Origin of the sequence: Nonomuraea sp. NPDC049684 (genome assembly GCF_044465345.1) — a bacterium.
Classification (GTDB): domain Bacteria; phylum Actinomycetota; class Actinomycetes; order Streptosporangiales; family Streptosporangiaceae; genus Nonomuraea.
On sequence record NZ_JBITLO010000013.1, the window covers coordinates 265,326 to 291,838 of the forward strand.

28 protein-coding genes and 1 pseudogene are annotated in these 26,513 nt (G+C 74.8%); 24 read left to right on the plus strand and 5 right to left on the minus strand.

Annotated elements, in window-relative coordinates:
- Window positions 1–47 precede the first annotated feature (47 nt).
- The 18 genes and pseudogenes from ACIBST_RS34995 (at window position 48) to ACIBST_RS35080 (ending at window position 15,320) form a co-directional block, all read left to right on the plus strand.
- Complete coding sequence (locus tag ACIBST_RS34995) at window positions 48–686, plus strand: TetR/AcrR family transcriptional regulator (protein WP_397177869.1); 639 nt, start codon at window positions 48–50, stop codon at window positions 684–686.
- 3 nt (window positions 687–689) lie between these two features.
- Complete coding sequence (locus tag ACIBST_RS35000) at window positions 690–983, plus strand: DUF6204 family protein (RefSeq protein WP_397177870.1); 294 nt, start codon at window positions 690–692, stop codon at window positions 981–983.
- A 29-nt stretch (window positions 984–1,012) separates the two neighbouring features.
- A pseudogene (locus ACIBST_RS35005) lies at window positions 1,013–1,189 on the plus strand (helix-turn-helix domain-containing protein); the annotation flags it as partial.
- A gap of 231 nt (window positions 1,190–1,420) precedes the next feature.
- Window positions 1,421–1,573 carry a cupin domain-containing protein gene (locus ACIBST_RS35010; RefSeq protein ID WP_397177923.1) on the plus strand — a complete coding sequence of 51 codons (153 nt, stop codon included), beginning with the start codon at window positions 1,421–1,423 and terminating at the stop codon, window positions 1,571–1,573.
- Window positions 1,574–1,616: 43 nt separating this feature from the next.
- Window positions 1,617–2,147 carry a GNAT family N-acetyltransferase gene (locus ACIBST_RS35015; protein ID WP_397177871.1) on the plus strand — a complete coding sequence of 177 codons (531 nt, stop codon included), beginning with the start codon at window positions 1,617–1,619 and terminating at the stop codon, window positions 2,145–2,147.
- Between the two features lie 160 nt (window positions 2,148–2,307).
- On the plus strand, window positions 2,308–3,606 hold the full coding sequence (locus tag ACIBST_RS35020) for an alpha-amylase family protein (RefSeq protein WP_397177872.1): 1,299 nt from the start codon (window positions 2,308–2,310) through the stop codon (window positions 3,604–3,606).
- Window positions 3,607–3,776: 170 nt separating this feature from the next.
- Complete coding sequence (locus tag ACIBST_RS35025; protein ID WP_397177873.1) at window positions 3,777–4,430, plus strand: DNA/RNA non-specific endonuclease; 654 nt, start codon at window positions 3,777–3,779, stop codon at window positions 4,428–4,430.
- A 61-nt stretch (window positions 4,431–4,491) separates the two neighbouring features.
- Window positions 4,492–5,085: a biotin transporter BioY gene (locus tag ACIBST_RS35030; RefSeq protein ID WP_397177874.1), complete on the plus strand. Its 594-nt coding sequence runs from the start codon at window positions 4,492–4,494 to the stop codon at window positions 5,083–5,085.
- Window positions 5,085–6,425 (plus strand): AMP-binding protein, encoded by a 1,341-nt coding sequence (locus ACIBST_RS35035; RefSeq protein WP_397177875.1) that lies wholly within the window; start codon window positions 5,085–5,087, stop codon window positions 6,423–6,425. The genes ACIBST_RS35030 and ACIBST_RS35035 overlap by 1 nt, the downstream gene beginning before the upstream one ends.
- 1 nt (window position 6,426) lies before the next feature.
- A complete protein-coding gene (locus ACIBST_RS35040) occupies window positions 6,427–7,551 on the plus strand; it encodes a thiolase family protein (RefSeq protein WP_397177876.1) in 1,125 nt (374 codons plus the stop codon).
- The gene (locus tag ACIBST_RS35045) at window positions 7,548–8,222 is read left to right on the plus strand and encodes an energy-coupling factor ABC transporter ATP-binding protein (RefSeq protein WP_397177877.1); all 675 of its coding nucleotides are present in this window, start codon (window positions 7,548–7,550) and stop codon (window positions 8,220–8,222) included. The genes ACIBST_RS35040 and ACIBST_RS35045 overlap by 4 nt, the downstream gene beginning before the upstream one ends.
- On the plus strand, window positions 8,219–8,824 hold the full coding sequence (locus tag ACIBST_RS35050; RefSeq protein WP_397177878.1) for an energy-coupling factor transporter transmembrane component T family protein: 606 nt from the start codon (window positions 8,219–8,221) through the stop codon (window positions 8,822–8,824). The genes ACIBST_RS35045 and ACIBST_RS35050 overlap by 4 nt, the downstream gene beginning before the upstream one ends.
- Before the next feature lie 133 nt (window positions 8,825–8,957).
- Window positions 8,958–11,216 carry an exo-alpha-sialidase gene (locus ACIBST_RS35055; protein WP_397177879.1) on the plus strand — a complete coding sequence of 753 codons (2,259 nt, stop codon included), beginning with the start codon at window positions 8,958–8,960 and terminating at the stop codon, window positions 11,214–11,216.
- A gap of 86 nt (window positions 11,217–11,302) precedes the next feature.
- Window positions 11,303–13,342 (plus strand): prolyl oligopeptidase family serine peptidase, encoded by a 2,040-nt coding sequence (locus tag ACIBST_RS35060; RefSeq protein ID WP_397177880.1) that lies wholly within the window; start codon window positions 11,303–11,305, stop codon window positions 13,340–13,342.
- A gap of 32 nt (window positions 13,343–13,374) precedes the next feature.
- A complete protein-coding gene (locus ACIBST_RS35065; protein WP_352330870.1) occupies window positions 13,375–13,713 on the plus strand; it encodes a metalloregulator ArsR/SmtB family transcription factor in 339 nt (112 codons plus the stop codon).
- Window positions 13,700–14,317, plus strand: a complete 618-nt coding sequence (locus ACIBST_RS35070) for an SRPBCC family protein (RefSeq protein ID WP_397177881.1) — start codon at window positions 13,700–13,702, stop codon at window positions 14,315–14,317. Before ACIBST_RS35065 ends, ACIBST_RS35070 begins: the two co-directional genes overlap by 14 nt.
- Complete coding sequence (locus ACIBST_RS35075) at window positions 14,314–14,712, plus strand: VOC family protein (RefSeq protein ID WP_397177882.1); 399 nt, start codon at window positions 14,314–14,316, stop codon at window positions 14,710–14,712. Before ACIBST_RS35070 ends, ACIBST_RS35075 begins: the two co-directional genes overlap by 4 nt.
- A complete protein-coding gene (locus ACIBST_RS35080) occupies window positions 14,709–15,320 on the plus strand; it encodes an NAD(P)-dependent oxidoreductase (protein ID WP_397177924.1) in 612 nt (203 codons plus the stop codon). The genes ACIBST_RS35075 and ACIBST_RS35080 overlap by 4 nt, the downstream gene beginning before the upstream one ends.
- 2 nt (window positions 15,321–15,322) lie before the next feature.
- Here the strand turns inward: ACIBST_RS35080 and ACIBST_RS35085 are convergent, their stop codons facing one another.
- A complete protein-coding gene (locus ACIBST_RS35085) occupies window positions 15,323–15,913 on the minus strand; it encodes a TetR/AcrR family transcriptional regulator (protein ID WP_397177883.1) in 591 nt (196 codons plus the stop codon).
- A gap of 50 nt (window positions 15,914–15,963) precedes the next feature.
- Between ACIBST_RS35085 and ACIBST_RS35090 the strand changes: the two genes are divergently transcribed.
- Window positions 15,964–16,905, plus strand: a complete 942-nt coding sequence (locus tag ACIBST_RS35090; protein WP_397177884.1) for a GNAT family N-acetyltransferase — start codon at window positions 15,964–15,966, stop codon at window positions 16,903–16,905.
- Between the two features lie 8 nt (window positions 16,906–16,913).
- On the opposite strand, the gene ACIBST_RS35095 is transcribed toward ACIBST_RS35090, so the two are convergent.
- Complete coding sequence (locus ACIBST_RS35095) at window positions 16,914–17,411, minus strand: FBP domain-containing protein (protein ID WP_397177885.1); 498 nt, start codon at window positions 17,409–17,411, stop codon at window positions 16,914–16,916.
- Between the two features lie 69 nt (window positions 17,412–17,480).
- On the opposite strand from ACIBST_RS35095, the gene ACIBST_RS35100 reads away from it, so the two are divergent.
- A complete protein-coding gene (locus tag ACIBST_RS35100) occupies window positions 17,481–18,050 on the plus strand; it encodes a TetR/AcrR family transcriptional regulator (protein ID WP_397177886.1) in 570 nt (189 codons plus the stop codon).
- 8 nt (window positions 18,051–18,058) lie between these two features.
- Here ACIBST_RS35100 and ACIBST_RS35105 read toward each other — a convergent pair whose 3' ends face one another.
- Window positions 18,059–18,565, minus strand: a complete 507-nt coding sequence (locus ACIBST_RS35105) for an RICIN domain-containing protein (RefSeq protein ID WP_397177887.1) — start codon at window positions 18,563–18,565, stop codon at window positions 18,059–18,061.
- A 108-nt stretch (window positions 18,566–18,673) separates the two neighbouring features.
- Here ACIBST_RS35105 and ACIBST_RS35110 point away from each other — a divergent pair, with 108 nt between their 5' ends.
- The gene (locus ACIBST_RS35110) at window positions 18,674–20,146 is read left to right on the plus strand and encodes a pyridoxal phosphate-dependent decarboxylase family protein (RefSeq protein WP_397177888.1); all 1,473 of its coding nucleotides are present in this window, start codon (window positions 18,674–18,676) and stop codon (window positions 20,144–20,146) included.
- 23 nt (window positions 20,147–20,169) lie between these two features.
- Here the strand turns inward: ACIBST_RS35110 and ACIBST_RS35115 are convergent, their stop codons facing one another.
- Both ACIBST_RS35115 and ACIBST_RS35120 read right to left on the minus strand, forming a co-directional pair.
- Complete coding sequence (locus tag ACIBST_RS35115) at window positions 20,170–21,318, minus strand: SWIM zinc finger family protein (RefSeq protein WP_397177889.1); 1,149 nt, start codon at window positions 21,316–21,318, stop codon at window positions 20,170–20,172.
- Window positions 21,315–24,038 carry a DEAD/DEAH box helicase gene (locus tag ACIBST_RS35120; protein ID WP_397177890.1) on the minus strand — a complete coding sequence of 908 codons (2,724 nt, stop codon included), beginning with the start codon at window positions 24,036–24,038 and terminating at the stop codon, window positions 21,315–21,317. Before ACIBST_RS35120 ends, ACIBST_RS35115 begins: the two co-directional genes overlap by 4 nt.
- Before the next feature lie 102 nt (window positions 24,039–24,140).
- On the opposite strand from ACIBST_RS35120, the gene ACIBST_RS35125 reads away from it, so the two are divergent.
- Genes ACIBST_RS35125 through ACIBST_RS35135 form a run of 3 tightly spaced genes read left to right on the plus strand, consistent with a single transcriptional unit; the run spans window position 24,141 to window position 26,477 of the window.
- The gene (locus ACIBST_RS35125; RefSeq protein WP_397177891.1) at window positions 24,141–24,758 is read left to right on the plus strand and encodes a DedA family protein; all 618 of its coding nucleotides are present in this window, start codon (window positions 24,141–24,143) and stop codon (window positions 24,756–24,758) included.
- A complete protein-coding gene (locus tag ACIBST_RS35130; RefSeq protein ID WP_397177892.1) occupies window positions 24,742–25,842 on the plus strand; it encodes a sensor histidine kinase in 1,101 nt (366 codons plus the stop codon). Before ACIBST_RS35125 ends, ACIBST_RS35130 begins: the two co-directional genes overlap by 17 nt.
- On the plus strand, window positions 25,833–26,477 hold the full coding sequence (locus ACIBST_RS35135) for a response regulator (RefSeq protein ID WP_397177893.1): 645 nt from the start codon (window positions 25,833–25,835) through the stop codon (window positions 26,475–26,477). The genes ACIBST_RS35130 and ACIBST_RS35135 overlap by 10 nt, the downstream gene beginning before the upstream one ends.
- The last annotated feature ends 36 nt before the right edge of the window (window positions 26,478–26,513 follow it).

The following is a 26,513-nucleotide window of genomic DNA, read 5'->3' on the forward strand; positions in this document are numbered from 1 at the left end:
CGGCCCTAAAACTGCAATCCACTTCACTTTTGCAGTAGAGTCCTGTCATGACCGAAGGGCTTCGCGAGCGCAAGAAGCGCAAGACCCGCCGGCACCTCTCCGACGTGGCGATCGGGCTGTTCGTCGACCGCGGCTTCGACCAGGTCACGATCGCCGAGATCGCCGCGGCGGCGGAGGTGTCGGTGAACACGCTCTACAACTACTTCACCGCCAAGGAAGATCTCGTGCTGCCGCCCGAGGAGGCCTCGCCGCAGCGGCTGGCCGACATCGTGCGCGAGCGCGCGCCGGGCGTGTCGGCGGCCCGGGCGGTGCTCGCCCGCCTGCGTGAGGAGGTGCGCGGGCGCGAGCGCAGCCTGGGGCTGACGGACGGGTTCGGCCAGGTGCTGGAGATGATGCTGGCCGCTCCCACGTTGCGGGCGCGCCTGGAGGAGCTGGGCCGGCAGATGACCGACGCGCTCGCCGTCACGCTGGCCGAGGAAACGGGGGCCGGGCCGGGCGATCCGCTGCCGCGGGCCGTCGCCTGGCAGATCGGCTGCCTGCACTCGCTGGTGTACGCCGAGGTCGGCAGGCGGGTGGCCGCCGGTGAGCGGCCCGACGCCATCGCCGAGGCCGTGCTGGAGCTGCTGGACGTGACCGAGGGCCTGTTCGGCGAGCCCTTGCTGACCTATGCCGTACGGGAGGGCTGAGCGTTGTTCCGGGTCACCATCCGCGGGAAGTTCGACGGGATCGACGAGGAGGGGCGGGCCGCGGTGCTGGCGGCGCACGACACGGCCTTCACCGAGGCGGGCACGTTCACCCATGACGGCACCGTGTCGGCGTTCACCTTCCGCTGCCAGGTGCCCGCCGGGCCGGACGACGGGGAGCACGAGGCCACCGGCCGGGCGGTCGCGGCGCTGGAGGCGTACGGGGTGCCCTACCGGGTGCTGAAGGTGGCGGTGACCGACATGCGGGACATCAGGATCCGCCGGAAGGGCGGTCGCTGATTTCCCGTATCTGGGATATCGTCCCGGATATGGGACAGGATTTGGACGAGCGGCTGGCCGGGCGGCTCGCCGAGCTGCGGGTCGAGCGCGACTGGTCGCTCGACGAGCTGGCGCGGCGGGCCGGGATCAGCCGTTCGACGCTGTCCCGGCTGGAGCGCGGCGAGATCAGCCCCACCGCCGCCCTGCTCAACAAGCTCTGCGCGGTCTACGGGCGCACGATGTCGCGCCTGCTGGCCGAGGTGGAGCCGGAGCCGGCGCAGGTGGTGCGGGCGGCGTCCCAGGCGGTGTGGCGGGACGAGAGCTCGGGCTTCGAGCGTCGTTCGGTCTCGCCGCCGCATCCGGGGCTGCGCGGCGAGGTCGTCGAGGGGCGGCTGCGGCCGGGCGCGGACATCGCCTACGACGAGCCGCCGGTCGCCGGGCTCGAACAGCACGTCTGGGTGCTGGAGGGCGTCGTGGAGATCACCGCCGAGGGCCGCGTCCACCGGCTGGAGGCGGGCGACTGCCTGCGGTTCCGCCTGTGGGGGCGGTCGCGCTTCCGCTGCCCGGGGCCCGCGCCGGTCCGTTACGCCCTGCTCGTCGTCCTGCCCTGAACGCAGCCCGCGCCAAGCCCCCTCCCGCAGAAGGAGCCCTCTCGTGCACACCGTCACCCGCATGTCCGCGCAGGAGTTCGCCGGCAGCGTCGAGGAGCTGGCCGTGCTGCTGGCCGACGCCGTCGACGGCGGCGCCTCGGTCGGCTTCCTCAAGCCGTTCGGCCCGGAAGAGGCGGCGGCCTGGTGGCGGGAGCAGGAGGCGGCGGTGGCCGAGGGCGGCATGGCGGTGTGGGGCTGCCGCGACGCCGACGGCTTCCTGGCCGGCACGGTCAGCCTGGTGCCGGCCCGCAAGCCCAACTCGCGGCACCGGGCCGAGCTGGTCAAGCTCCTGGTGCACCGCCGGGCGCGCGGGCGCGGGCTGTCCCGCCTCCTGCTGGCCGCCGCCGAGGAGGGCGCCGTCGCGGCCGGGGCCGGCCTGCTGGTGCTCGACACCGAGACCGGCAGCGCCGCCGAGCACGTCTACCTCACCGGCGGCTGGACCCGCTACGGCGTCGTGCCCGGCTACGCCGGCGCCCCCGACGGCACCCCGCTCGACTGCAGCTTCTTCTACAAGCACCTCACGGCCGGCGCGTGAGGCGTCGCGGCTCGTGCATGAGGCGGGGCGGGCCGGTCGGCGGGGGAGGCGTCGCGGCGCCACTGTCGCGGCTCGCGCGTGAGGCGGTCGGGGCCCCGGCGGGCGGGCGGTGGCGGGGCCCCGCCTAGAATGGGCTTCGGATCTTCATCGGGGGGTTGACGTGCCGTCCTGGGCAGAGCAGGCGATCTTCTGGCACGTCTACCCGCTGGGCTTCCTGGGCGCCGAGCGCGCCGCCGTGCCGCGGGTCACCCACCGGCTCGCGGGCCTGACGCCGTGGCTCGACCACGCGGCCGCGCTGGGCGCCGACGGGCTGCAGCTCGGCCCGATCTTCGCCGCCGAGACCCACGGCTACGACACCCTCGACCACTTCCGCGTCGATCCGCGCCTGGGCGACGACGGCGACTTCGACGCGCTGGTGTCGGCCGCGCACGAGCGCGGGCTGCGGGTGGTCCTCGACGGCGTCTTCAACCACGTGGGCCGGGGCTTCCCGCGCTTCCAGCAGGCCCTGCGCGAGGGGCCGGGCTCGGCGGCCGCGCGCTGGTTCCGGCTGCGCTGGCCGGACGGCGGCGGCGCTCCGGCGCACGACGACTTCGAGGGGCACCAGTCGCTCGTCGCGTTCGACCACGCCGAGCCGGCCGTCGCCGAGCACGTCGCGGCGGTGATGGCCCACTGGCTCGACCGCGGCGCCGACGGCTGGCGGCTGGACGCCGCCTACGCCGTGCCGCCGGAGTTCTGGGCGCGGGTGCTGCCTCTGGTGCGCCGCGGGCGGCCCGAGGCGTACGTGGTGGGGGAGGTCATCCACGGCGACTACGCCGCGTTCGTGGCCGAGACCGGCGTGGACGCGGTCACCCAGTACGAGCTGTGGAAGGCGATCTGGAGCTCGCTCAACGACCGCAACGCCTTCGAGCTGGCCTGGGCGCTCAAGCGCCACACCGCCTTCGCCGAGTCGTTCGTGCCGCTGACGTTCGTCGGCAACCACGACGTCACCCGCCTGGCCAGCCGCCTGGCCGACGAGCGCCACCTGCCGCACGCCCTGGCCGTGCTGATGACGGTCGCCGGCACGCCCTCGCTGTACGCCGGCGACGAGTACGCCCTGCGCGGCGTCAAGGAGGAGCGCGAGGGCGGCGACGACGCCGTGCGCCCGGCGTTCCCCGCCTCCCCGCTGGAGATGCCGCCGTCCGGCCTGCCGGTCCTCGACCTGCACAAGCGGCTCGTCGCGCTGCGCCGCCGGCACCGGTGGCTGTCGCGCGCCCACACCACCGACCTGGTCCTGTCCAACCAGCTCTACGCCTACGAGAGCCGCTCCGGCGGCCACGCGCTGGCCGTCGCGCTGAGCACCTCCGACGAGCCGTCCCAGGTCAGGCTGCCCTTCTCCGGCAGCCTGGCGGCCGGCGACGGCGTCCTGGACGGCTCGCTGCTGACCCTGCCCCCGCACGGCTGGGCCGTCGTCGAGCCCTGAACAGGGCGACCTACCTGTAATCACTACGAACAGTAGCGTTCCAGCAACGTTCCGCTACAACGTCGTCGGGGCATCACTATCGCGACAAAGCCGACGCGCTCGCCGACCGGGCGAGGCAGCCCGCCGGAGCGGGCCCGTCGTGCGTCCCCCCGCGAGAGGAATGCCTTCTCATGCCGATGACCCGGCTCCCCCCTGTCCTGTGCGCCGCCGCGCTGGCGGCCGCCACCCTGACCGCCCCCGCCCAGGCCGCCCCCGCCCAGGCCGCCGGCACGGACGCCGCCGCCTGCGTCCGGCACCTGGCCAAGAACCACACCTACAAGGACGGCTCGCGCACCTACACCACCGACGGCGCCGGACGGCCCGCCCAGGCCCTGGCCCCCCAACTGGCCAGGAAGGCGGCCGCGCGCAGCGGGTGCGAGGCCACCGTCGGCAACTGGGGCGGCAGCGGCGACTGGCAGGGCGGCCATCTCATCGCCTCCTCCTTCTCCGGCGCCAGCATGCGCTACAACCTGGTCCCCATGCGCGGCAGGCAGATCAACCAGGGCCTGATGCTCCGCGTCGAGAACGGCGCCCGCGCCTGCCTGGAGGCCAAGGGCGGCGCGGTGGCCGACTACCGCGTCGAGGTGCACTACCCCGACGGCACGACGGTGATCCCCGACCGCATCCACGTCTCCATGGCGGCGACGATCTCCGGGGTGTCCCGCCGGGTCACGGTCACCTTCCCGAACGCCACCCTGTCGGCCCGCGACCTGGACTCCTGGCACACGAAGATCACCAACGCGTTCCGGACGGCGCACTGCATGAGCGCCTCTGACAAGGCGTAGCCACCGCTGTTGTGGGAACCCTGCATGCGGGATCGACCCGTTCTGGTGTGGGATCGTCCTCATGATGAACGCAGGAAGACGGCGGCGGTTCCCCACCGGTGACCTGGCCAGGATCGCGGTGTTCGCCGCGCTGATCGCGGTGCTGGGCGCGCCGGGCGCGGTCAACGTGTTCGGCAACGCGGTGCCGATCACTCTCCAGACGCTCGGCGTCATGCTGGCCGGGGCCATCCTCGGCAGCCGGCGGGGGGCGCTGGCGGTGGTCGTGCTGCTGGTGCTGGTCGCGGCCGGGCTGCCGCTGCTGGCGGGCGGGCGGGGCGGGCTCGGCGTGTTCACCGCCGCCTCCGCCGGGTTCCTGATCGGCTGGGTCCCCGGGGCCGCGGTCACCGGGCTGCTGGTGGAGCGGGCCGGCCGGACGCCGAGCCTGCTGCGGCTGCTGGTGGCGTGCGCGGTGGGCGGCATCGGTGTGGTCTACCTGGTCGGCGTGCCGGTGCAGGCGCTGGTCACCGGGCTGCCGCTGGCCAAGGCGCTGTCCCTCAGCGCCGTGTTCCTGCCGGGCGACGCGCTCAAGGCGGTGGTGGCCGCGCTGGTGGCCAGGGGCACGCAGCGCGCCTATCCCGACGCCGTTCCGGCCGTCCATCGCGAGCGGGTGGGCTGATGCCGGTCGCCGGGCACGTCCTGCGGCACGCCGCCGACAGCCCGTCCCGGGTCGCGCTGCGCGGCCCGGCCGGTTCGCTGACCTACGGCGAGCTGGCCGGACGCGTCCAGGGCGGCGCGCGGCGGCTGCGCGGGCGCGGCGAGCTGGCCGCCATCGCCCTTCATGACCCGGTCGAGCTGCTGGTCGCGGTGCTGGCGGCCGATCTGGCGGGGGTGACGCCGCTGGTGGGCGATCCGGCCTGGAGCCCGCAGCGGTGGGCGCGGGTGGCCGGCGCGGCGGGCGCCGACCTGCGGGTGGACGAGCCGCTGACGTCCGCGCCGGGCGCGCCCCTCGTGCCCGAGCCCCGCCCCGGCGACCGGGCGTGGGCGTGCTTCACCTCCGGCAGCACGGGCCGGCCGCGCGCGGTCACGCGCACCCGCGCGTCCTGGACGCGTTCCTTCCCGCACCTGACCGAGCTGACCGGCATCGGGCCGGACGACGTCGTCCTGGTGCCCGGCCCGCTGGTCTCCTCCCTGTACGCCTTCGCCGCCGTGCACACGCTGGCCGTCGGCGCGACCGCGGTGGTGCCGGGCGGGCGGCCCTCGGCGGCGTCGCTGCGCGCGGCGACCGCGATCCACCTGGTGCCCCACCGGCTGCCCGAGGTGCTGGAGCAGGCTCCCGGCCTGCGTACGGCCGTCGTCGGCGGCGCGGCGCTGAGCGGGCAGGCCCGGGAGCTGGCCGGGCGGGCCGGGGTGCGGGTGATGTCCTACTACGGCGCGACCGAGCTGTCGTTCGTGGCCTTCGACCCCGACGGCGGCGGGCTGCGCGCCTTTCCGGAGGTCGAGATCGAGGTCAGGGCAGAGCCGGGGCGCGCGCTGGGCGAGGTGTGGGCGCGCTCGCCGTGGCTGGCCGACGGCTATCTGGGCGGCGCGAGGGGTCCGCTGCGCCGCGACGGCGCGGGCTGGATGACGGTCGGCGACCTGGCCGAGCCGTACCGGGCCGGGCAGGTGCTGCGGGTGCGCGGGCGCGGCGACGGCGCGATCCAGACCGGCGGCGCGACCGTCGTGCCCGAGGACGTCGAGGCGGTGCTGCGGAACGTGCCGGGTGTGGGGGACATCGTGGTGATCGGGTCGCCGCACCCGTCGCTCGGCTCGGTGGTGACCGCGGTGGTGGAGGGCGCCTCGCCGCCGCCGCGCGCGCTGCTGGAGGCCGTCGCGCGCAGCGGGCTGGACGTGGCGCAGCGGCCCCGCCGCTGGTACGCCGTCCCGGCCCTGCCGCGCACCGGGTCGGGCAAGCCGGCGCGCGGCCTGGTGGCCGACCGGCTGGCCGGCGGCGACCCCGAGCTGCGGAGGCTGGTCTGACGTGGGCGGACGACCCATCGTCGTGGCGGCCCGCCGTACGCCGATCGGCACGGCCGGGCACGCCTTCAAGGACGTGACCGTCGACCGGCTGGCCGCCCCGGTGATCGAGGCGGTGGCCGCCGAGGCCGGCCGGCCGGTGGACGACGTGGTGCTCGGCAACTGCATGGGCCCCGGCGGGAACGTGGCCCGGGTCTCGGCGCTGGCCGCCGGGCTCGGCCACGGCGTGCCCGGCCTGACCGTCGACCGGCAGTGCGGCAGCGGGCTGGCGGCGATCCTGGTGGCCGGCCAGGCGGTGGCCGCGGGGGAGATGGACCTGGTGATCGCCGGGGGAGCCGAGAGCGCCTCGACCGCGCCGCTGCGCACCCCGCGGGGCTCCGACCGTCCCTACGACCGGGCGCCCTTCGCACCCGAGGGCCACCCCGACCCCGACATGGGCCCGGCCGCCGAGGCCCTGGCCGGCGCGTACGGCATCGGCCGCGACCGCCAGGACGACTACGCCCGCCTCAGCCACGCCAAGGCGCTGGCCGCCCGCGCGGCGGGCGCCTTCGACGAGGAGATCGTGCCGGTCGGCGGCCGGTCCGAGGACCAGCGTCCCCGGGCGCTGCGGGCGGCGTCGCTGGCCCGGTTGCCCGCGGCGTTCGTGCCGGGCGGTACAGTGACCGCCGGTAATTCCTCCCCGGTCAGCGACGGCGCGGCCGCCGTGGCGCTGGCGCCCGAGCGGGCCGGCCTGCCGGGGTTGCGGCTGTTGGCCGGGTCCGTCGTCGGGTGCGATCCGGCGCTGCCCGGGTGGGGGCCGGTGCCCGCGGTCCGCCGGGTGCTGGCACGTGCGGGGGTGGACATGGGACGGGTGGCCGCGGTGGAGATCGTGGAGGCGTTCGCGGCGCAGGTGCTGGCCGTCACCGACGCGCTCGGCCTCGACCCGCTGGACGGCGACCGCGATCGGGTGTGCGCGGGCGGCGGCGCGCTGGCGCTCGGCCATCCGTGGGGCGCGACCGGCGCGGTGGTGGTGACCAGGCTGTTCTCCAGGCTGGTGCGGGCCGGGGCGCCCGCGGGCACGCTGGGGCTGGCGGCCGCCGCGGTGGGCGGCGGGCTGGGCGTGGCCGCGCTGTTCGAGGTGGTCGCGTGATCGAGTTCGCCGACGTGCACGTCCGGCTGGGCGGCCGCGACGTGCTGCGCGGCGTCACCGCGAGCCTGGCCGAGCGCCGGGTGGGCGTGGTGGGCGCGAACGGCTCGGGCAAGAGCACGCTGGCCCGGCTGATCAACGGCCTGGCGGTGCCCACCTCGGGCGAGGTCACCGTGCTCGGCCTGGACACCCGCCGTCAGGCCGCGCGGATCAGGCGGCGGGTGGGGTTCCTGTTCACCGACCCCGACGCGCAGATCGTCATGCCGACCGTGGCCGAGGACGTCGCCTTCTCCCTGCGCCGCAAGGGCCTGCCGCGCGAGGAGGTCGAGCGCCGGGTGCACGACGTGCTGGCCCGGCACGGCCTGGACGGGCACGCCGACCATCCCGCCCACCACCTGTCCGGCGGCCAGAAGCAGTTGCTGGCCCTGTGCGCGGTCATGGTCCTCGAACCCGACATCCTGGTCATGGACGAGCCCACGACGCTGCTCGACCTGCGCCATTCGCGGCAGGTGGCCGCGTTGCTGCGGGAGATGCCGCAGCAGGTGGTGGCGGTGACGCACGACCTGCCGCTGCTGGCCGGGTTCGACCGGGTGCTGGTCCTGGACGAGGGCCGGGTGGTCGCCGACGGCACGCCGGCCGAGGCGATCGGCCACTACACCGAGCTGATGGCGTGAACGGGCTCACCGGGGCGTACGTGCCGGGCGGCTCGTGGCTGCACCGGCTGCCGCCCGGGGTCAAGCTGGCGGGGCTGGCGGTGTCGTGCACGGTGCTGGTGCTGTTGCGGGCGCCGGTGGCGCTGGCGGGGGCGGCGGTCGTGGCGGCGGCGCTGTACGCGTCGGCGCGGGTGGGGGGACGGGCGGCGTGGGCGCAGGTCCGGCCGGTGCGCTGGTTCGCGGTGGCGCTGTTCGTGCTCCAACTGGTGTTCGCGGACCTGGACGCGGCGGTGTCCTCGACGTTGCGGGTGGTGCTGGCCGTGGCGCTGGCGGGGCTGGTGACGCTCACCACGCGGACGGCGGACATGCTGGCGGCGCTGGAACGCGTCCTGTCGCCGGTCAGGTTCGTGGGGCTGGACCCGTTCCGGCTGTCGTTGCTGCTCTCGCTCACCGTGCGCAGCGTGCCGGTGGTGGCGTCGCTGGCGGTGCGGATCAGGGAGGCGCAGCGGGCGCGGGGGGTCGAGCGCAGCGTGCGGGCCTTCGCGGTGCCGCTGGTGGTGGGCGCTCTGCGGCACGCGGACGCGCTGGGCGAGGCGCTGTCGGCCCGCGGCCTCGACGATTGACCCCCACTTCATCACAAAGCGGACATAAGGCAGTTACAACTTACACCTCCACTTTTGGGCAAATATAGCCTTCTTGCGTAAATAAACGACAAAACGGACGTCGATCGTTCGTTGCGCAAGGAGTCCTTCCCCCGTGCTGCCCACAAGAGCGCTGCTCGCCGCCTGCCTGCTGGCCCCCCTTCCCGCCGTCCTGCAGGGGACGGCGCACGCGGCCGCGTACTGCTCGATTCCCGACACGCCCGCCCTCACCGCCCAGGAGTCGGGACCGCGTGAGGGCTATCTGGCCGGATCGGGCAGCGACGCCTTCGTGGACTGGGTCTACCCCAGCCCGCGCCCGGCGGCCAAGGAGCCGACGGCGGCCCAGCGCCGCGACTACGCCGGCTTCCCCAACCTCACCGCGATCGACGTGGTCAGGCCCGACGGCACGCCCGGCCAGAAGCTGATCGCCACCTGGTCCACCAACGTGGACGCGGTCATGGCCCAGACCAGCGGCATGGCCGTCTCCGACGACGGCGGCCTGACCTTCGGCCCGGCGCGCGGCACGCCGCTGCGCGAGGCGCCGGTGCAGTTGCACGACGGCCGCCTGTTCGGCACCGCCTACTACCTGTCGAAGGTCGACGCCCGCACCAACGAGCTGGACGTGCACACCTCCACCGACCTCGGCCAGACCTGGGACACCGCCAAGGCCACCTTCACCAGCCCGGACGAGCTGGTCGGCGGCGGCGTCGCGCACGGCGTGCCGATCCAGCTCGCCGACGGGACCGTCCTGGTGACCGTCTACGCCCGCTACACCGCCACCGGCGGCAAGAACCAGGCCGAGCTGTACGCCAGCGCCGACGGCGGCCGGACCTTCGCCCGCCGCGGCGTCATCGCCCGCCCGGCCGGCGAGGCGACGTACAACGAGACGGCCGTCGAGCAGACCGCCGACGGCAGCCTGCTGGCGGTCATGCGCAAGGACGGCGGCACCTACTCCACGCTGGCCTGGAGCCGTTCGACCGACGAGGGCCGCACCTGGTCGGCGGTGCGCGACCTGCAGCTGTCCGGCCAGAGCTGCACGGTGCGCGGCGTGGCCCCGCGCCTGCTGCTCATGCCCAACGGCGTGCTGGTGCTCAGCGCGGGCCGCCCGGACGACTGGCTGGCGATCTCCCCCGACGGCCGCGGCGACTCCTGGACGCAGCAGCGCGTGACCTACCACAACCGCGACGGCGTCTATGACACGCACGGCTCGTCCGGCTACACGGCGCTGGCCGCCGTCGGCGCCAACCGGCTGGTCCAGCTCTTCGACAACTGCAAGCTGCCCGGCGTCAAGGCCGACGGCACGCTGAACGAGACCGCCTGCCCGGCGAGCGGCAGGTTCGAGAACGGCGGCTGGTACGCCGTCAAGCGCCGCCACCTGGACGTCCTGGCCCCCGGCGCGGGCCGCATCGACCTGGCCGCCAAGCAGCGCGCCGGCGAGCTGACCGTCGAGACGAACATGACCTGGGCCGACGCCCGGCGGCCGCGGGTGCGCCCCGACGGCGCCTTCGACGGCAGCACCGCGTACTGGTCCAGCGCCGTCTCCCAGGGCCCCGGCGAGTACGTCCTGCACCTGGACCGCGAGCAGACCTTCAACAGGATCGGCCTCAGCCTGCGCCCGGGACACCCGGCCTCGGCCAGCGTCTACGTCTCCAAGGACGGCGCCGACTGGGGCCGCCCGGTGGCCACGGTCACCGGGCGCACCGACTACGCGCTGCGCCACCAGCCGGTGAACGCCACCGGCCGGCACGTCAAGATCGTCATGGAGGCCACGCCGGGCTGCGACGCCGAGATCGGCCCGAGCTGCGCGATGCTCAACGAGGTCGAGCTGTACTCCACGACCGACACCTTCGACAACGACCCGATCTGGCTGCGCCCGCGCGGCTACCAGAGCCTGTCGGCGGCGTGGGTGTCGCCGTACGAGGTGGGCGCCGACCGCGCGCTGACCCTGTCGGACAAGTCCACCACCTTGATGGCCAAGGCGGCCCGCACCACGACCGCGAGCGCGCGCAAGACCCTGGAGTTCCGCTACAAGCCGGTCAGCGTGACCAACTCCTTCCTGTTCACGGTGACCAGCGGCACGACGCCGGCCTACCACCTGAGCATCAGCAGGGCCGGCGCGGTCAGCCGCTACGACGCCGCCGCCAAGAAGTGGACGACCCTGGCCCCCGCCGGGACGGTCGGCGACGGCTGGACCAGGCTCCGCCTGGAGGCCACCACCTCGGCCGCCACCCTGTACGCCGATGACCGGCAGATCGCCACGCTGCCCCGCACGTCCGCCGTGACCTCGATGGACGGCTACGCCTTCAGCAGCGCGGGCACCGCCCCGACCGGCGACGAGGCGCTGTTCGACGACGTGCGGTTCGAGGACCGCTGACCTCGCGCGGCGGCGCGGGAGCGTGCCCGCGCCGCCACCTTGGCCTGCCTTGCGCCGCCTCGACGGGCCGTGCCTATGATCGCGCCATGCCTCCCCTGACGCTTCCCCGCCAGCACGCCCGCACGGCTCGCTTCACCTACGGCGTCCCGCGGAACTTCACGATCTCCCCGGACGGCGCGCGGGTGATCTTCCTGCGGTCGTCCTCGGGCGAGGACCCGGTGCACCGGCTGTGGTCGTTCACCGTGGCGACGGGGGAGGAGCGCCTGCTGGCCGAGCCGGGCGCGCCCGTGCCCGGCTCGCGGCTGTCGGAGGCCGAGCGCGCCCGCCGGGAGCGCACCCGCGAGCACGCCTCCGGCATCGTCGCCTACGCCACCGACGCGGCCGTCACCAGGGCCGTCTACGCGGCCGACGGCGCGCTGCACACCGTCGACCTGCTGACCGGCGAGGTGACCGCGCTCGGCCTGACCGGCTCCGACCCGCGGCTGGACCCCACCGGCGAGCACGTCGCGTTCGTCTCCGGCGGCGCGCTGCACGTCGGGGAGCGGCCGCTGCTGGTTCCCGACGGCACCGACGTGACGTGGGGGCTGCCCGAGCACGTGGCGGGCGAGTCGATGGGCCGTCACCGCGGCTACTGGTGGGCGCCCGACGGCACCCGCCTGCTGGCCGCCCGGGTGGACAACGCCGCGGTGCAGAAGTGGTGCCTGGCCGAGCCGGCCGAGCCCGGCCGGCCGCCGCGGACGATGGCCTACCCGCCGGCCGGCACGGCCAACGCCGACGTGTCGTTGTGGCTGGTCACGCTGGAGGGCCGGCGCACCCGGGTGGTGTGGGACCGCGCGGCCTTCGAGTACGTGGCGGCGGTGTCGTGGACCGGCCAGGGCCTGCTGGTGCTGGTGCAGAGCCGCGACCAGCGCACCACCCGCGTCCTGGAGGTCGATCCGGCCACCGGGGCGACCACGACGGTCCGCGAGGACGCCGACGACGCCTGGCTGGAGCTGGTGCCCGGCGTGCCGTCGCGCACGGCCGCCGGCGAGCTGGTCTGGACGGTCGACCGCGACGACACCCGCCGCCTGATGGTGGGCCAGGACGTGGTGACCCCGCCCGGCCTGCAGGTGCTGGCGGTGCTGGCCGTCGACGGCGACACCGTGCTCCTCCACTGCTGCGAGGAGCCCACCGAACGGCACCTGTGCACCTGGTCCAGGGCCGAGGGCCTGGTCAGGGTGACCGCCGAGCCCGGCGTGCACACCGGCACGCGGGCGGGCGGTGCGACGGTCGTGGTGCGCCGCTCCCTGGAGGAGCACGGGGTGCGGGTGAGCGTGGGCGGCCGGACGATCGCCTCCCACGGCGCGGTCCCGGTGCTGCGGCCGCGGGTGGAGCTGGTCTCGCTGGGCAAGCGCGACCTGCGCACGGCGATCCTGTTCCCGTCCGGGCACGTGCCGGGGTCGGGGCGGTTGCCGGTGTTGCTGTCGCCGTACGCCGGGCCGATGGCGGCGCGGGTGCTGCGCGGCCTGGACGGCTTCGCGATCGAGCAGTGGTTCGCCGACCAGGGCTTCGCCGTGCTGGTGACCGACGGCCGGGGCACGCCGGGACGGGGGCCGGCCTGGGAGCGCGCGGTCCGGTTCGACAAGCTGAGCGCCGCGCTGGAGGACCAGGCCGACGCGCTGCAGGCCGCCGCCGCCCGCCATCCCGACCTGGACCTGGGCCGGGTGGCGATCCGCGGCTGGTCCTACGGCGGCTACCTGTCGGCGGCGGCGGTGCTGCGTCATCCCGACGTCTTCCACGTGGCCGTCGCGGGCGCCCCGGTGACCGATCCGCGCCTGTACGACACCCATTGGCAGGAGCGCTACCTGGGCCACCCCGACGAGCACCCCGAGGCCTACGACCGCTGCTCGCTGCTGGCCGACGCGCCCGGCCTGACCCGTCCGCTGATGCTGGTGCACGGCCTGGCCGACGACAACGTCTTCGCCGCCCACACGCTGCGCCTGTCGGCGGCGCTGCTGGCCGCGGGCCGTCCGCACACGGTGCTGCCGCTGAGCGGCGTGACGCACATGGCCCCCCAGGAGGACGTGGCCGAGAACCTGCTGCTGCTGGAGCTGGACTTCATCCGCCACCACCTGTCCCAGGTTTGACTTATATAAGCTCCGCCTGAAACACTGAGGTCGTGCACGCGTTCGACGTCCTCGGGGATCCGGTCCGCCGCCGGATCCTGGAGCTGCTGGCCGGCGGCGAGCAGAGCTCCGGCGAGGTCACCGCAGTCATCCAGCGAGAGTTCGGCGTCTCCCAGCCGGCGGTCTCCCAGCACCTGAAGGTGCTGCGCGACAACGGGTTCGCCAGCGTGCGGGCCGAGGGCACGCGACGGCTGTACGCCGTGGAGCCCGCGCCGCTGCGGGAGGTCGACCTCTGGCTCGACCGTTTCCGCGGCTTCTGGGACCAGCGCCTCGACGCGCTGGCCACCGAGCTGGCGCGGGGCAGAAGAAAGAAGCACGATGGACAGCCTTGACGAGATATCCCGGATCAGGCGCGAGCTGAAGGACGGCGAGCGCAAGTCCGTGACCCTGACCCGCCACTACGACGCGGAGGTGGCGGACGTCTGGGACGCCTGCACCGACCGTGAGCGCATAGCCCGCTGGTTCATGCCGGTCTCCGGCGACCTGCGGCTGGGGGGCACGTACCAGCTGGAGGGCAACGCGGGCGGGGAGATCCTGGCCTGCGAGCCGCCCTCCTACCTGCGGGTGAGCTGGCTGTTCGGGCCAGACCCCGGCTTCTCCGAGGTCGAGGTGCGCCTGTCGGCCGAGGGCGGGGGCACCATGTTCGAGCTGTGCCACACCGCCGAGGTGCCGCCGGAGATGTGGGGCCGGTTCGGGCCCGGGGCCGTCGGCGTGGGCTGGGACCTCGCGCTCCTGGGCCTGGGGCTGCATCTCTCGGGGCTGCCGATGCCCGACAAGACCGGTTTCGAGCTGACCGCCGACGGCCGCCGCTACATCACGGCCAGCAGCCGGGCCTGGGGCTCGGCCTTCGAGGAGGCCGGCGCGCCGCCCGAGGCCGCCGCCGCCGCGGTCGCCGCCACCACCGCCTTCTACCTGCCGACGGAGGACCAGTCATGAGCCAGAAGACCACCACGTTCCTGATGTTCCAGAACCGCGACGCCGAGGAGGCGATGAACTTCTACGTGTCGCTGTTCGAGGACTCCAAGGTGGTGGCCGTCTCCCACTACGGCCCGCAGGGGCCGGGGCCCGAGGGCACCGTCATGCACGCCACCTTCACCCTGGCCGGCCAGGAGTACATGTGCATCGACAGCAGTGAGCGGCACGCCTTCGGCTTCACCCCCTCGATGTCGATCTGGGTCGCGTGCGACACCGAGGAGGAGATCGACCGGCTCTACGCGGCGCTGGCGGAGGGCGGCCAGCCGCTGATGCCGATCGGCTCGTACGGCTTCAGCACCAGGTTCGGCTGGGTCAACGACCGGTTCGGCGTCTCCTGGCAGCTCAACCTGGCCTGAGGGCCGCGTGGACGGAGGTCGGACCGACCTCCGTCCACGATGAGCGGAATTCCGCCGTCGTCCGCGACCCCGCCCGGTTGCCGGCCGGGCTGCGCGAGCGGGTCGCGACCGTGACCGCCGGCCTGGCCGACCCGCGGGCCCTCGCCCCGGCGATCGAGGGCGGGGACGCCGTGCTGATCGCGCTCGGCCCGCGCGGGCGCGGCCCGACCACCGTGCACACCACCGCCATGCGCTCGATCCTCCAGGCGATGGCGGATGTCTCGGCCCGGCGGGTGCTGCTGGTCAGCGCCGCGGGCATGGTCGCCGACGCCGGCGACGGCCCGCTGACCCGGTACGTGCTCAAGCCCCTCGTCCTGCGGCCGCTGCTGAAGAACTCCTACGCCGACCTGGCCGAGTCCGAGCGCCTGCTGCGCGCCTCGGGGCTGGACTGGACGATCGTGCGCCCCTCCCGCCTGCTCGACGGCGGGCCCACCGGCCGCTACCGCACGGCCGTGGACCTCAACCTGCGCGGCGGCCGTTCCACCACCCGCGCCGACCTGGCCGCCTGCATGCTGGAGCTGGCCGGCGACCCGGCCTCGGCGGGGCACGTCGTCTCGGTGGCGACCTAGGGTCAGGCCGCGATCGAGGAGAGGAAGCCGTCGAGCAACGCGATCTGGACGTCCTCGGGGAAGCGGCCGGGATCGAACAGCGCCTGGACGACGAGCCCGTGGGTGAACGCCACCGCGCCGGCCGCCAGCCGTTCGAGGTCGGCGTCCTCGGGCAGTTCGCCGAGGTCGCGGGCCGCCTCCAGGTGGGTGCGCAGCGCCGCGCGCAGCCGGGCGTAGCGGGCGGCCTGCCCGGCGCCGAGGTCGTCGTCGGCCAGGGCCAGGTCCCATGAGCTGACCCAGATGCGGTTGCGGGCGACGTCGGCCGGGCCCAGCGGCAGGATGTCGAGCAGCGCGGCCCTGAGCGCCGCCAGGCCGGCGGCCGGGGGCTCGCGGCGGGGACGGGCGGCCGTGCGCCGCTCCAGCAGGTCGAGCGCGTGCCCGACCAGGGCCCGCTTGGTGGGGAAGTAGTGCATGAGCAGGCCGGTCGACACGCCCATGGCGGCGGCGACGGCGCGCAGCGTCAGCCCGCCGAACCCCTTGCCGGCCAGCACCTGCCAGACCGCCTGCGAGACGTCCTCGCGGCGGGCTTCACGGTCTCCTGCGGCGGGTGGCATGCTGCTACCTTACATACCGAACGCTCGTTACGTACCTGGGGACGGTGTCCGTGTTCGCTCTTCCGCTCGGCGACGAGGCCGAGCTCCGCCCGCTGGAGCCCTGGCGGGCCCAGGAGTTCCTGGACCACATCGACCGGGCCCGCGCGTCGGTGGACCCGTGGATCCCGTGGGCCTCGCGCAGCACCGACCTGGCCTCGGCGACGGCCGTCCTGCAGCGCTACGCCGACGACCAGGCCGCCGACGGCGCCCGCATCCACGGGATCTGGCTGGCCGGCACGCTGGTCGGCGGGGTGATGTTCACCCGGTTCGAGGCGGTCTCGGGGGTGTGCGAGATCGGCTGCTGGCTGGAGCCGGCCGGCGAGGGCCGGGGGCTGGTGACCCGGGCGTGCCGGCTGCTGATCGACTGGGCCTTCGCCGAGCGCGGCATGGCGCGCGTGGAGTGGTGGGTCTCGCCGGGCAACACGCGCAGCGTCGAGGTCGCGCGCCGGCTCGGCATGACCCGCGACGGCGTGCTGCGCGAGCGGTTCCCGCACCGGGGCGAACGGCACGACAGCGAGGTCTGGTCGCTGCTGGCCGGCGACGCGCCCGCCTGCGGCGTCAAGGCCGAGCTCGACCGGTTGATGGCGGCCTTCCTGGACGCCTTCACCAACACCGGCGGGCGCCGGCCGGACGTCGGCGCCGTCCGGGAGCTGTTCGTCCCGCAGGCGATGATCGTCAACAACACCGGGCCCGAGCCCGTGGTGCACGACCTGGACGGTTTCGTCGAGCCCCGGCAGCGCATGCTCACCGACGGGACGCTGACGGAGTTCTCCGAGTGGGAGGTGGCCGAGCGCACCGAGATCTTCGGCTCGGTCGCCCAGCGGTTCAGCGACTACCGCAAGTCCGGCGTCCGGGACGGTGTGCGGTTCGCGGGCGCGGGCCGCAAGACCACCCAGTTCGTCCGGACGCCCGCCGGGTGGCGGATGAGCTCGATGGCCTGGGACGACGAGTAGCGGGCGGGTCAGGCGGCCACCTTGTCCAGGAAGGCGCGCACGTTGGCGTGCGTGCAGGCGACCTTCTCGGCCGGCGTCAGCGACTCGTCCACGACGCCGGCGCCCGCGGCCTCCTTCTTGCCGCGCAGGTAGAGGGGGCAGGCCAGGTCGGCGCACAGGTACTGCCCGACGGTGTTGCCCTGGCGGCCGGGCTCGCCGGTGCGGCGGGCGGTCATCAGGGCGACGCCGCCGCTGGTGTGCGTGGTCAGGCAGAAGGAGCACATGCTGCGCGAGGTGAACGAGCGCGCGGCGCCGGAGGTGACCCGCAGGGCGACGCCGACCAGGGAGCCGTCGGTCTCGGCCACCAGGTAGGCGCGCTCGGGGGCGCCGGGATCCCGCCAGCCGAGGAAGTCGAGGTCGTCCCAGGGCAGGTCGGCCAGATCGCGGGGCAGGCCGGCGCGTTTGGCCTCGCCCTTGGAGCAGTTGATGAACGACGTGCGGATGTCGCTTTCTGTCAGGGGTCTCATGAGTGTGGAGGCTAGCTTTTCTTAACGGTAGTATGCAAATACTTAAAGGCTGTAAGAAGGGGGGCTGCCGTGGCCCGCGCCGGAGTGACCGTCGACCGCCTGACCAGGGCGGCCGCGGACCTGGCCGACGAGGTCGGCTTCCAGAACGTGACCGTCTCCGCGCTCGCCCGCGGCTTCGGCGTCAAGCCCGCGGCCCTGTACGCGCATGTCAAGGACATCCGGGAGCTGCGGGTCAGGGTCGCCGAGCTGGCCCTGGGCGAGATGGCCGACCGGGTCGCCGCCGCGCTGGCCGGCCGGTCGGGCAAGGAGGCGCTGGTGCCCTTCGCCGCGGCCTACCGCGGCTACGCCAAGGAGCACCCCGGCCGGTACGCCGCCACCCAGCTGGAGCTGGACTCCGAGTCGCTGGACGTCAGCGCGGGCCGCCGGCACGCCGAGCTGACGCGGGCCGTCCTGCGCGGCTACGACCTGTCCGAGCCCGACCAGACCGACGCGCTGCGCATGCTGAGCAGCATGCTGCACGGTTACGTGACCCTGGAGATGGCCGGCGGGTTCCGCCGCCACCCCCGCGAGGTGGACGCCTCCTGGTCCAGGGCCATCGACGCCCTGGACGCCGTCCTCAGGAACTGGCCGCCGGCCTGAGCGCGGGCTCAGACCGCGGCCCAGAGCTGGGCCTTGTTGGTCAGCCCCGGCGAGCAGGGGAAGATCTTGACGAAGGTGTCCAGGGTGTCCAGGCAGCTTCCCGGCGCCAGGGACGAGCGGATCTGGTTGAACCCCGCCCCCTTGACGAACGGCACCCCGCCCAGCGTGAACCAGCGGACGGCGGGGTCGGCGTCGCCGCAGGCCCGTTCCACCACCTGCGCGCCGAAGCCGGCCGACTCTGCCGCCACGCAGAACCGGGTCAGGGGGTTGCGCAGCATGAACGAGTCGCTCGCCAGCGGGACGATCTCCCACCGCTGCTCGTTGACGTCGTGGCAGGTGAAGCGCTGCAAGCGGGCGCCGGGGACGAAGATGTCGTCCTCGGTCCGGATGTCGAGGCATTTGCCCTGCTCGGCCTCCTTGACGTGGACGGGGGTGGCGGCGTGCGCGGCGGCGGGAACGAGGCCGAGGGCCAGCGTCACGCCCAGGGCGGACACGATCCGGCGCAGGTGTCGCATGCGGGTCTCCTTGTGGGTCGGCGGGGTGTCTGTCTTCAGGGGCGTTCCACGGCGTTCCATCGCGGTGTCCCGCTGGCCGTGGCGTCGCCGGTGCCGCACAGTGGCCGGATGAGCGATGCGACGAAGGGCCAGGCCCTGTCCGGCGGCGTGGGCGGGGCGGCCGCGCTGGAGCCGCTGCTGCGTGAGGTGCTGGCCGCCCTGGCCGAGGGTGCGCGGCGGCGTGGCGGCCCGCTGCCCGCCGGCACGCCCCAGGAGCTGGCCGCCGAGGTGGCGCGGGCGTTCGCGGCGGAGGGCGGGCGGCTGGGGGCGCTGACCGAGCTGCTGGCCTACGGGAGCGCCGATCCGGCCGATCCGTTCTGCGCGGCGCACCTGCACTGTCCGCCGCTGGCGGTGGCGGTGGCGGCCGATCTGGCGGTCTCGGCGCTCAACCCGTCGCTGGACTCCTGGGACCAGGCGCCGGCCGCGACCGCGCTGGAGACGTCGCTGCTGGCCGAGCTGGCCGGGCTGGTGGGGTTCGGGGCGGCCGCGGCCGGCGTGCTGACCTCGGGGGGCACCGAGTCCAACCTGATGGGACTGATGCTGGCCAGGGACCTGGCGGTGGGCCGGTCGGCGGGCGTCCGGGCCGAGCTGTCGGGGCTGCCGGGCGGGGGGCCGCGGCTGCGAATCTTCGCCTCCGAGGCCGCGCACTTCTCCACCCGGCGGGCCGCGGCGCTGCTGGGGCTGGGTGAGGACGCGGTCGTCGCCGTCCCGGTCGACCGGGAGCTGCGGATGGAGGCCGCAGCGCTGGCCGGGGCGCTGCGGGCGAGCGCCGGGCGCGGCGAGCTGCCGGTGGCGGTGGTGGCCACGGCGGGCACCACGGACACCGGGGCGATCGACCCGTTGCGCGCGTGCGCGTCCCTGGCCGCCGAGCACGGCGCCTGGCTGCACGTCGATGCCGCCTACGGCGGCGGCGCGCTGCTGTCGGACCGGCTGGCCCCGCTCCTGGACGGTCTGGCGCTGGCCGACTCGGTGTCGCTGGACTGGCACAAGCTCGGCTGGCAGCCGGCCGCGGCCGGGGTGTTCCTGGTGCGCCGGGCCGAGACGTACGCCTCGCTGGCCCGGCGGGCGGCCTACCTCAACCCGGCCGACGACGAGGAGGCCGGTTACCCGAGCCTGCTGGGGTTGTCGCTGCGCACCACGCGGCGGGCCGACGCGTTCAAGATCGCGGTGACGCTGCGCACGCTGGGCCGGGCGGGGCTGGGCCGTCTGGTGGACGCCTGTCACGACCTGGCCCGGCACGGCGCGGCGGCGGTGCGCGCCCACCGGCGGCTGGAGTTGCATGCCGATCCGGTGCTGACCGCGTTCCTGTTCCGGTACCTGCCCGACGATCCGGCGCGCTCGGACGAGGTGAACGCGGGGCTGCGGCGCAGGCTGCTGCGCCAGGGCAGGGCGGTGGTGGGCCGGACCGAGCTGCCGGGGACGGGGCCGGGCCGGGTCCGGCTCAAGCTCACCCTGCTCAACCCGCACGCCACGCCCGGCGACCTCGACCGGCTGCTGTCCATGGTCGCCGCGGCGGGCGAGGCAGAGGAGCGCGGCCTCTGAGTCCTTCCCCGCGCCTTCCCGGGTCAGGCGAGAAGGGTGGACGGGTCGCGTTCGGGCGGCCCGGCCGGCCACCAGTGGCCGTCGTGCTGGGTGAAGGGGTACCAGCGGCCGTCGCGGCCGTAGCGGACCTGGCGGGGGCCGAGGGTCCAGCGGTTGCGCCAGGTCTCCAGCCGGGGCGGCGGGTCGCCGTCCCAGCCGGACTCCAGCAGCGCCTGGGCTCTGGCCAGCTCCTGGCGGGCCGGGGTCCAGGGGGTCTCCAGCGCGTCGAGCCCGGGGGCGCCGCCGTACCGCCAGGCCTGGACGGCGGCGTCCAGGCCGAGGTCGAGGTCGTGCTCGGCGGCCAGGCGGACGCGGTCCTGGTACTCGGTCAGCGGTTCCAGGCGGCCGTGCAGCAGGATCTGGCGGGCGCGGGCGGCGGCGGAGGCGGCCAGCACGGCCAGGGCGGCCACGTCCACGCCGGGGGCGGGGTCGAGCGCGAGGGGGGTGAAGGCGGTCTCCCGCGGGGGCGGTTCGGGCAGCGGCGGCTCGCCGAGCGCGAACGCCTGCGCGGCGGGCACCCCGCCGCGGGCGTCCTGCTCGGTGGTTCCGCCGTCGGGCGCGCGGGCGGGGGCCGGGACGGGCACGTCGCGGTTCTGCAGGGCCTCGATCAGCTCCTGCTCGCCGCGTCCGCGCAGCAGCAGCAGGACGAACGGGTCGCCGTCCAGCAGCCAGGACGCCTGGTAGCACAGGGCGGCGGCGTGCTTGCAGGGGTGTCCCCAGTCGGGGCAGGAGCATTCGGGCTCCAGGTCGCCGACGGTGGGCAGCAGCGGCACCGCGGCGTCCTCGGCGGCCTCGACCAGGTCGTGCGGGACGTCGCGGTCGAGCAGGGCGGCGATGTGCCCGGCCTTGGCGGCGACCTGGTCGAGGAAGCGTCCCCAGGCGGCGTCGGTGAGCTGTTCGACGCGGACGACGGTGTCGTACTCGTGCTCGGTGACGGCGGCGAGCCGGCCGGGGCTGACGGTGATCGGGCCGACCTGCCCGGTCTTGGCGTAGGCGCGGCCCTTGCGCAGCAGGGTCTGGTCGAGCGAGGTGTCCTCCAGGGCCTTGATCCACGCCTGGCCCCACCAGGTGGTGGCGAAGCGGGCGCCGGCGCGTTGCGGGGGGAAGGCGGCGAATCCGCGTACGGCGGTCATCTGAGCTCCACGAGTGCGGCGAGTTCGGCGTCGGTCAGCTCGGTGAAGGCGGCCTCGCCGGAGGCCAGGACGGCGTCGGCGAGCGAGCGCTTGGCGGCGAGCATGGCGGCGATGCGGTCCTCGATCGTGCCTTCGGCGATGAGACGGTGCACCTGGACGGGCCTGGTCTGGCCGATGCGGTAGGCGCGGTCGGTGGCCTGGTCCTCCACGGCGGGGTTCCACCAGCGGTCGTAGTGGATGACGTGGTCGGCGCGGGTGAGGTTCAGGCCGGTGCCGGCGGCCTTGAGGGAGAGCAGGAAGACGGGGACGTGGCCGTCCTGGAAGTGGGCGACCATCTCCTCGCGGCGGGCGACCGGGGTGCCGCCGTGCAGGAGCCGGGTGGCGACGCCGCGGCCGGACAGGTGGCGTTCCAGGAGCCTGGCCATGGCGACGTACTGGGTGAACACCAGCACGGCGCCGTCCTCGGCGACGATCGTGTCGACGAGCTCGTCGAGCAGTTCCAGCTTGCCCGAGCGGCCGGTCAGGCGGGGGGACGATTCGTGCAGGTAGTGGGCGGGGTGGTTGCAGATCTGTTTGAGCCCGGTCAGCAGTTTGACGATCAGGCCGCGCCGGGCCATGCCCTTGGCGTTCTCGATCTGGGTCATGCTCTCGCGGACGACGGCCTCGTACAGCGCGGCCTGTTCGGTGGTGAGGGGGACGGGCCGGTCGGTCTCGGTCTTGGGCGGCAGTTCGGGGGCGATGCCGGGGTCGCTCTTGCGGCGGCGCAGCAGGAACGGCCCGACGAGCCGGGCCAGCCGGGCGGCGGTGTCGGTGTCGCCGGACTCGACCGGTTTGGCCCAGCGGGCCCTGAAGCGGGTCAGCGGGCCGAGCAGTCCGGGGGTGGTCCAGTCGAGGATGGCCCACAGTTCGGACAGGTTGTTCTCCACGGGGGTGCCGGTGAGGGCGACGCGGGCGCCGGCGGGGATCTCGCGCAGCGCCTTGGCCGTGCCGGAGGCGGGGTTCTTGACGTGCTGGGCCTCGTCGGCGACCAGCAGCCCCCAGGGGTGGGCGCCCAGGGTGGCCGCGTCCAGGCGCATGGTGCCGTACGTGGTGAGCACGAACCCGTCGTCGGCCAGGGTGCGGGCGGCGCCGTGGTAGCGGCGGACCGGGACGCCGGGCGCGAACCTGGTGATCTCGCGTTCCCAGTTGCCCAGCAGCGAGGCGGGGCAGACCACGAGGGTCGGGCCGGTGCCGGCGCGGTGCAGGTGGAGCGCGATCAGGGTGATGGTCTTGCCCAGGCCCATGTCGTCGGCCAGGCAGCCGCCGAGGCCGAGCGAGGTCATCCTGGCCAGCCAGCGCAGCCCTTGGAGCTGGTAGTCGCGCAGGGTGGCGGCCAGGCCGGGCGGCGGCGGCACGGGTTCGGGGTCGGTGAGCCGGTCGCGCAGGTCGGCGAGCCAGGCGGTGGGTTCGACGGCGATCTGTTCGGGTTCGTCCCCGCCGTCGATCTCGACCGTGCCGGTCAGGGCCGCGCCGAGCGCCTGCAGGCCGGTCAGCGGCTTGAGGTCGCGCTGGCGGGCCTTGCGGGCCAGCGCGGGGTCGATGAGCACCCACTGGTCGCGCAGCCGTACGACGGGCCGGTGGGACTCGGCCAGCAGGTCCATCTCGGCGGCGGTCAGCGGGGAGCCGCCGAGCGCCAGCCGCCAGTTGAAGCTGGTCAGGTGGTGGCCGCCGAGGAAGGAGGGCAGGTCGGAGGGCGCGCTGTCGCGTTCGCCGACGACGGCCTGGGCGCTCAGGCCGCGGACCAGGGAGCGCGGCCAGTGGACCTCGACGCCGGCGGCGGCCAGCCGGTCGGCCGCGCCGGTCAGCAGGTCCGCCACGTCGCCGTCGGTGAGGGCGAGCTCGTCGGGCACGGCGTGCTCCAGCAGCCGTTCCAGGCGGGGCCAGGAGCGGGCGGCGCGGCGCAGGGCGAGGGTGACCTCGATCCTGGCGCGGAGGCCGAACCCGGGGTCGCGGCCCTGCCACAGGTCGGCGGCGTCCACGACGAGCGAGGGGTCGGCCAGGCCGTGCACCTGGACGACGGCCCGGAACTCGGCCTGGGCCAGGTCGTCGGCCTCCAGCCGGAGCGAGAGCCGTACGCCGGAGTCGAGCCCCGCCGAGACCTCCTCGGCCCAGGGGCGCAGGTGGGGCACCTTGACCGGCTTGACGGCGGCGAAGGCGGTGGCGCCGGTGGCGCGGACGGCTCCGGGCGAGCGCGGCATGGCGTCGGCCACGGCGTCGAGGAAGGCGCGGACGAGCGGCTCGGCGTCGGGCAGCAGCAGCTCGCCCACGGGGATGGCGCGGGCGGCGGCGGGCATGGCCGCGGCCAGCTCGCGCACGCGGCGGGCGTCGGCGGCGTCGAGGGGGCCGGCGCGCCAGGAGTCGTGGCCGTCGGGCGAGACGGCGGGCAGGATGCGGCCGCGGGTGACGAGCTGGAGGGCGACCAGCGCGACGGCGCCCCAGAAGCGGGTGGCCGGGTGGGCGGCGGCGTCGGCGCGGGCCCTGGCCAGCACGGCGACGGCGTCGGCGACGGGGATCTCGGTGACGGCGCGCTCGCGTGCGCGGGGGCGGCCGTCGTCGCCTGGTTCGATCACCGTGGCCGTGGCCTCGCCCTGGTCGTCGAGGAAGACCAGGTGGCCGGACCTGGGGGGATCGCCGGGGCGGAAGATCGCTGGGTGTTGCGCCAGATCCGGGAGAGCACTCATAGGCCGTACAGTGTACGGTACATCGGGGGTGTGGTTTACCACAGAGCACCTCGGCCGTCCGCCTCATTACCGCCATAACGGATCATTCGTAGCCTGGGGGACATGACGGATTGGTTGATTGCGTTGATGGAGAACCTCGGCGCCTTCGGGGCCGGGCTGGCGATCATGCTGGAGAACCTGTTCCCGCCGCTGCCCAGCGAGGTGATCCTGCCCCTGTCCGGCTTCACCGCCAGCCAGGGCGAACTGGACCTGCTCGACGTGCTGGTGTGCACGACGCTCGGCTCGGTGGTCGGGGCACTGGCCCTGTACGGGGCGGGCGCGCTGCTCGGCCGCGACCGCACGCTGGCCATCGCCGCCAAGCTGCCGCTGGTCAAGGTGACCGACATCGAGAAGACCGAGGCGTGGTTCCTGCGGCACGGCCGCAAGACCGTGTTCTTCGGCCGGATGATCCCCATCTTCCGCAGCCTGATCTCCGTGCCGGCGGGCGTGGAGCGCATGCCGCTGGTGACGTTCACCCTGCTCACGACGGCCGGCAGCGCCATCTGGAACACCATCTTCGTGCTTGCGGGATACTTTCTCGGCGAGAACTGGTCGCTGGTCGAGGCGTACGTGGGGATCGGCACCTACGTGGTGATCGGCCTGGTGGTGCTGGCGATCGCGGTCTTCGTCGCGGTACGGCTGACGGAACGGCGTAAGGGAAGGCATGCGAACCGCCGCTGAAGGGCTCAAGGTGCTGGGCGCAGTCGTCCTGGGCGGGTTGACCGCCCTCGCCGGCGCGCTGTTCCTGCTGCTCACGCTGCCCTTCCCGGGGCGGCCGCGGGTGCGGGCGCTGGCGGCGGGGCTGGCCGCCTTCGAGGCGCGCCGGCTGCGCCTGGACACCGCCGCGCTCGACGCGCTGTCCGGCTGGGACACCCGGCCGGCGCGCTACCTGGCCGCCAGGATCCCGGCCGGGGTGCTGGGCGGGCTGGTGGTGGCGCTGCTGGTCCTCGGCGCGCGCACCGCGGTCCTGCTGCTGGGGGCCTGGGTCCGCGGCGAGCCGTACGACGGGATGACGCCGACCCCGCCGCTGGTGCTGTACTTCCTGGTGGGCGGCTGCGTGCTGCTGTTCATCGCCGTGTCGGGGCTGGTGGGGGTGCACGCGCTGGAGCGGCGGCTGGCCGGGCGGCTGCTGGGGCCCGACCGTACCGAGGCGCTGGAGCGCCGGATCGCCGAGCTGGCCGAGAGCCGGGCCGGGATCGTGGCCGCGGTCGACTCCGAGCGCCGCCGGATCGAGCGTGACCTGCACGACGGGCTGCAGCAGCGCCTGGTGGCGCTGTCGATGCTCATCGGGCGGTCCCGGCGGGGGCGTCCTGAGCTGCTGGAGCAGGCGCACGAGCAGGCCCAGCAGGCGCTGGCCGAGCTGCGCGAGGTGGCCTGGCGGGTCTACCCGAGCGGGCTGGACTCCCTCGGGCTGGGCGAGGCGCTGGCCGGGGTGGCCGAACGCGCGGGCGTGCCGGTCAAGGTGACGTGCGACCTGCCGGGCCGGCCGCCGATGGCGGTGGAGACGGCGGCGTACTTCGTGGTGAGCGAGGCGGTGACCAACGCCGCCAAGCACGCGGCCGCCACACTGGTGACGGTCGAGGTCGGACAGGAGGACGACAGGGTGCTCGTACGGGTGAGCGACGACGGCACGGGCGGCGCGCGCCCCTCGGGAGGCGGCCTGTCCGGGCTGGCCCGGCGGGTGGCGGCGCTGGACGGCGCGTTCGAGGTGGTCAGCCCGCCCGGCGGCCCGACGACGGTGGCGGCGGTGCTGCCGTGCGGGTGATCCTGGCCGAGGACTCCACGCTGCTGCGCGAGGGCCTGGTACGCCTGCTGGGCGAGGAGGGCCACGAGGTGCCGGCCGCCGTGAGCGACGGCGAGGCCCTGGTGGCGGCGGTGGCCGAGCACGCCCCCGACGTCGTGGTGGTGGACGTGCGCATGCCGCCCACCCACACCGACGAGGGGCTGCGGGCGGCGCTGGAGATCCGGCGGCGCTGGCCGCGCGTCAAGGTGCTGGTGCTGTCGCAGTACGTGGAGAAGCGGTACGCCACCGAGCTGATGAGCGCCGACGTCGAGGGCGTGGGCTATCTGCTGAAGGACCGCGTGGCGCAGGTCGGCGACTTCCTGGACGCGCTGGAGCGGGTGGCGGCGGGCGGGGCGGCCTTCGACCCGGAGGTGGTGCGGCAGTTGCTGGCCCGTACCACGCAGGTCGATCCGCTGGCCCGGCTGACCGCGCGCGAGCGGGAGGTGCTGGAGCGCATGGCCCAGGGCATGACCAACGCCTCGATCGCCGGGCGGCTGCACGTGTCGCAGAGCGCGGTGGAGAAGCACGTCAACTCGCTGTTCGACAAGCTGGGCCTGTCGCACGCCAGCGGATACAGCCGCCGGGTGCTGGCCGTCCTGCACTTCCTGAAGTCCTGAGGCGGGCTTCGCGCGGCGGCGACTGGACCGGGCGGC

Coding starts and splice junctions, on each gene's coding strand:
- ACIBST_RS34995 (WP_397177869.1), top strand. CDS start 48: ATGACCGAAGGGCTTCGCGAGCGCAAGAAGCGCAAGACCCGCCGGCAC.
- ACIBST_RS35025 (WP_397177873.1), top strand. CDS start 3,777: ATGCCGATGACCCGGCTCCCCCCTGTCCTGTGCGCCGCCGCGCTGGCG.
- ACIBST_RS35030 (WP_397177874.1), top strand. CDS start 4,492: ATGATGAACGCAGGAAGACGGCGGCGGTTCCCCACCGGTGACCTGGCC.
- ACIBST_RS35035 (WP_397177875.1), top strand. CDS start 5,085: ATGCCGGTCGCCGGGCACGTCCTGCGGCACGCCGCCGACAGCCCGTCC.
- ACIBST_RS35060 (WP_397177880.1), top strand. CDS start 11,303: ATGCCTCCCCTGACGCTTCCCCGCCAGCACGCCCGCACGGCTCGCTTC.
- ACIBST_RS35070 (WP_397177881.1), top strand. CDS start 13,700: ATGGACAGCCTTGACGAGATATCCCGGATCAGGCGCGAGCTGAAGGAC.
- ACIBST_RS35075 (WP_397177882.1), top strand. CDS start 14,314: ATGAGCCAGAAGACCACCACGTTCCTGATGTTCCAGAACCGCGACGCC.
- ACIBST_RS35085 (WP_397177883.1), bottom strand. CDS start 15,913: ATGCCACCCGCCGCAGGAGACCGTGAAGCCCGCCGCGAGGACGTCTCG.
- ACIBST_RS35095 (WP_397177885.1), bottom strand. CDS start 17,411: ATGAGACCCCTGACAGAAAGCGACATCCGCACGTCGTTCATCAACTGC.
- ACIBST_RS35105 (WP_397177887.1), bottom strand. CDS start 18,565: ATGCGACACCTGCGCCGGATCGTGTCCGCCCTGGGCGTGACGCTGGCC.
- ACIBST_RS35110 (WP_397177888.1), top strand. CDS start 18,674: ATGAGCGATGCGACGAAGGGCCAGGCCCTGTCCGGCGGCGTGGGCGGG.
- ACIBST_RS35115 (WP_397177889.1), bottom strand. CDS start 21,318: ATGACCGCCGTACGCGGATTCGCCGCCTTCCCCCCGCAACGCGCCGGC.
- ACIBST_RS35120 (WP_397177890.1), bottom strand. CDS start 24,038: ATGAGTGCTCTCCCGGATCTGGCGCAACACCCAGCGATCTTCCGCCCC.
- ACIBST_RS35125 (WP_397177891.1), top strand. CDS start 24,141: ATGACGGATTGGTTGATTGCGTTGATGGAGAACCTCGGCGCCTTCGGG.
- ACIBST_RS35130 (WP_397177892.1), top strand. CDS start 24,742: ATGCGAACCGCCGCTGAAGGGCTCAAGGTGCTGGGCGCAGTCGTCCTG.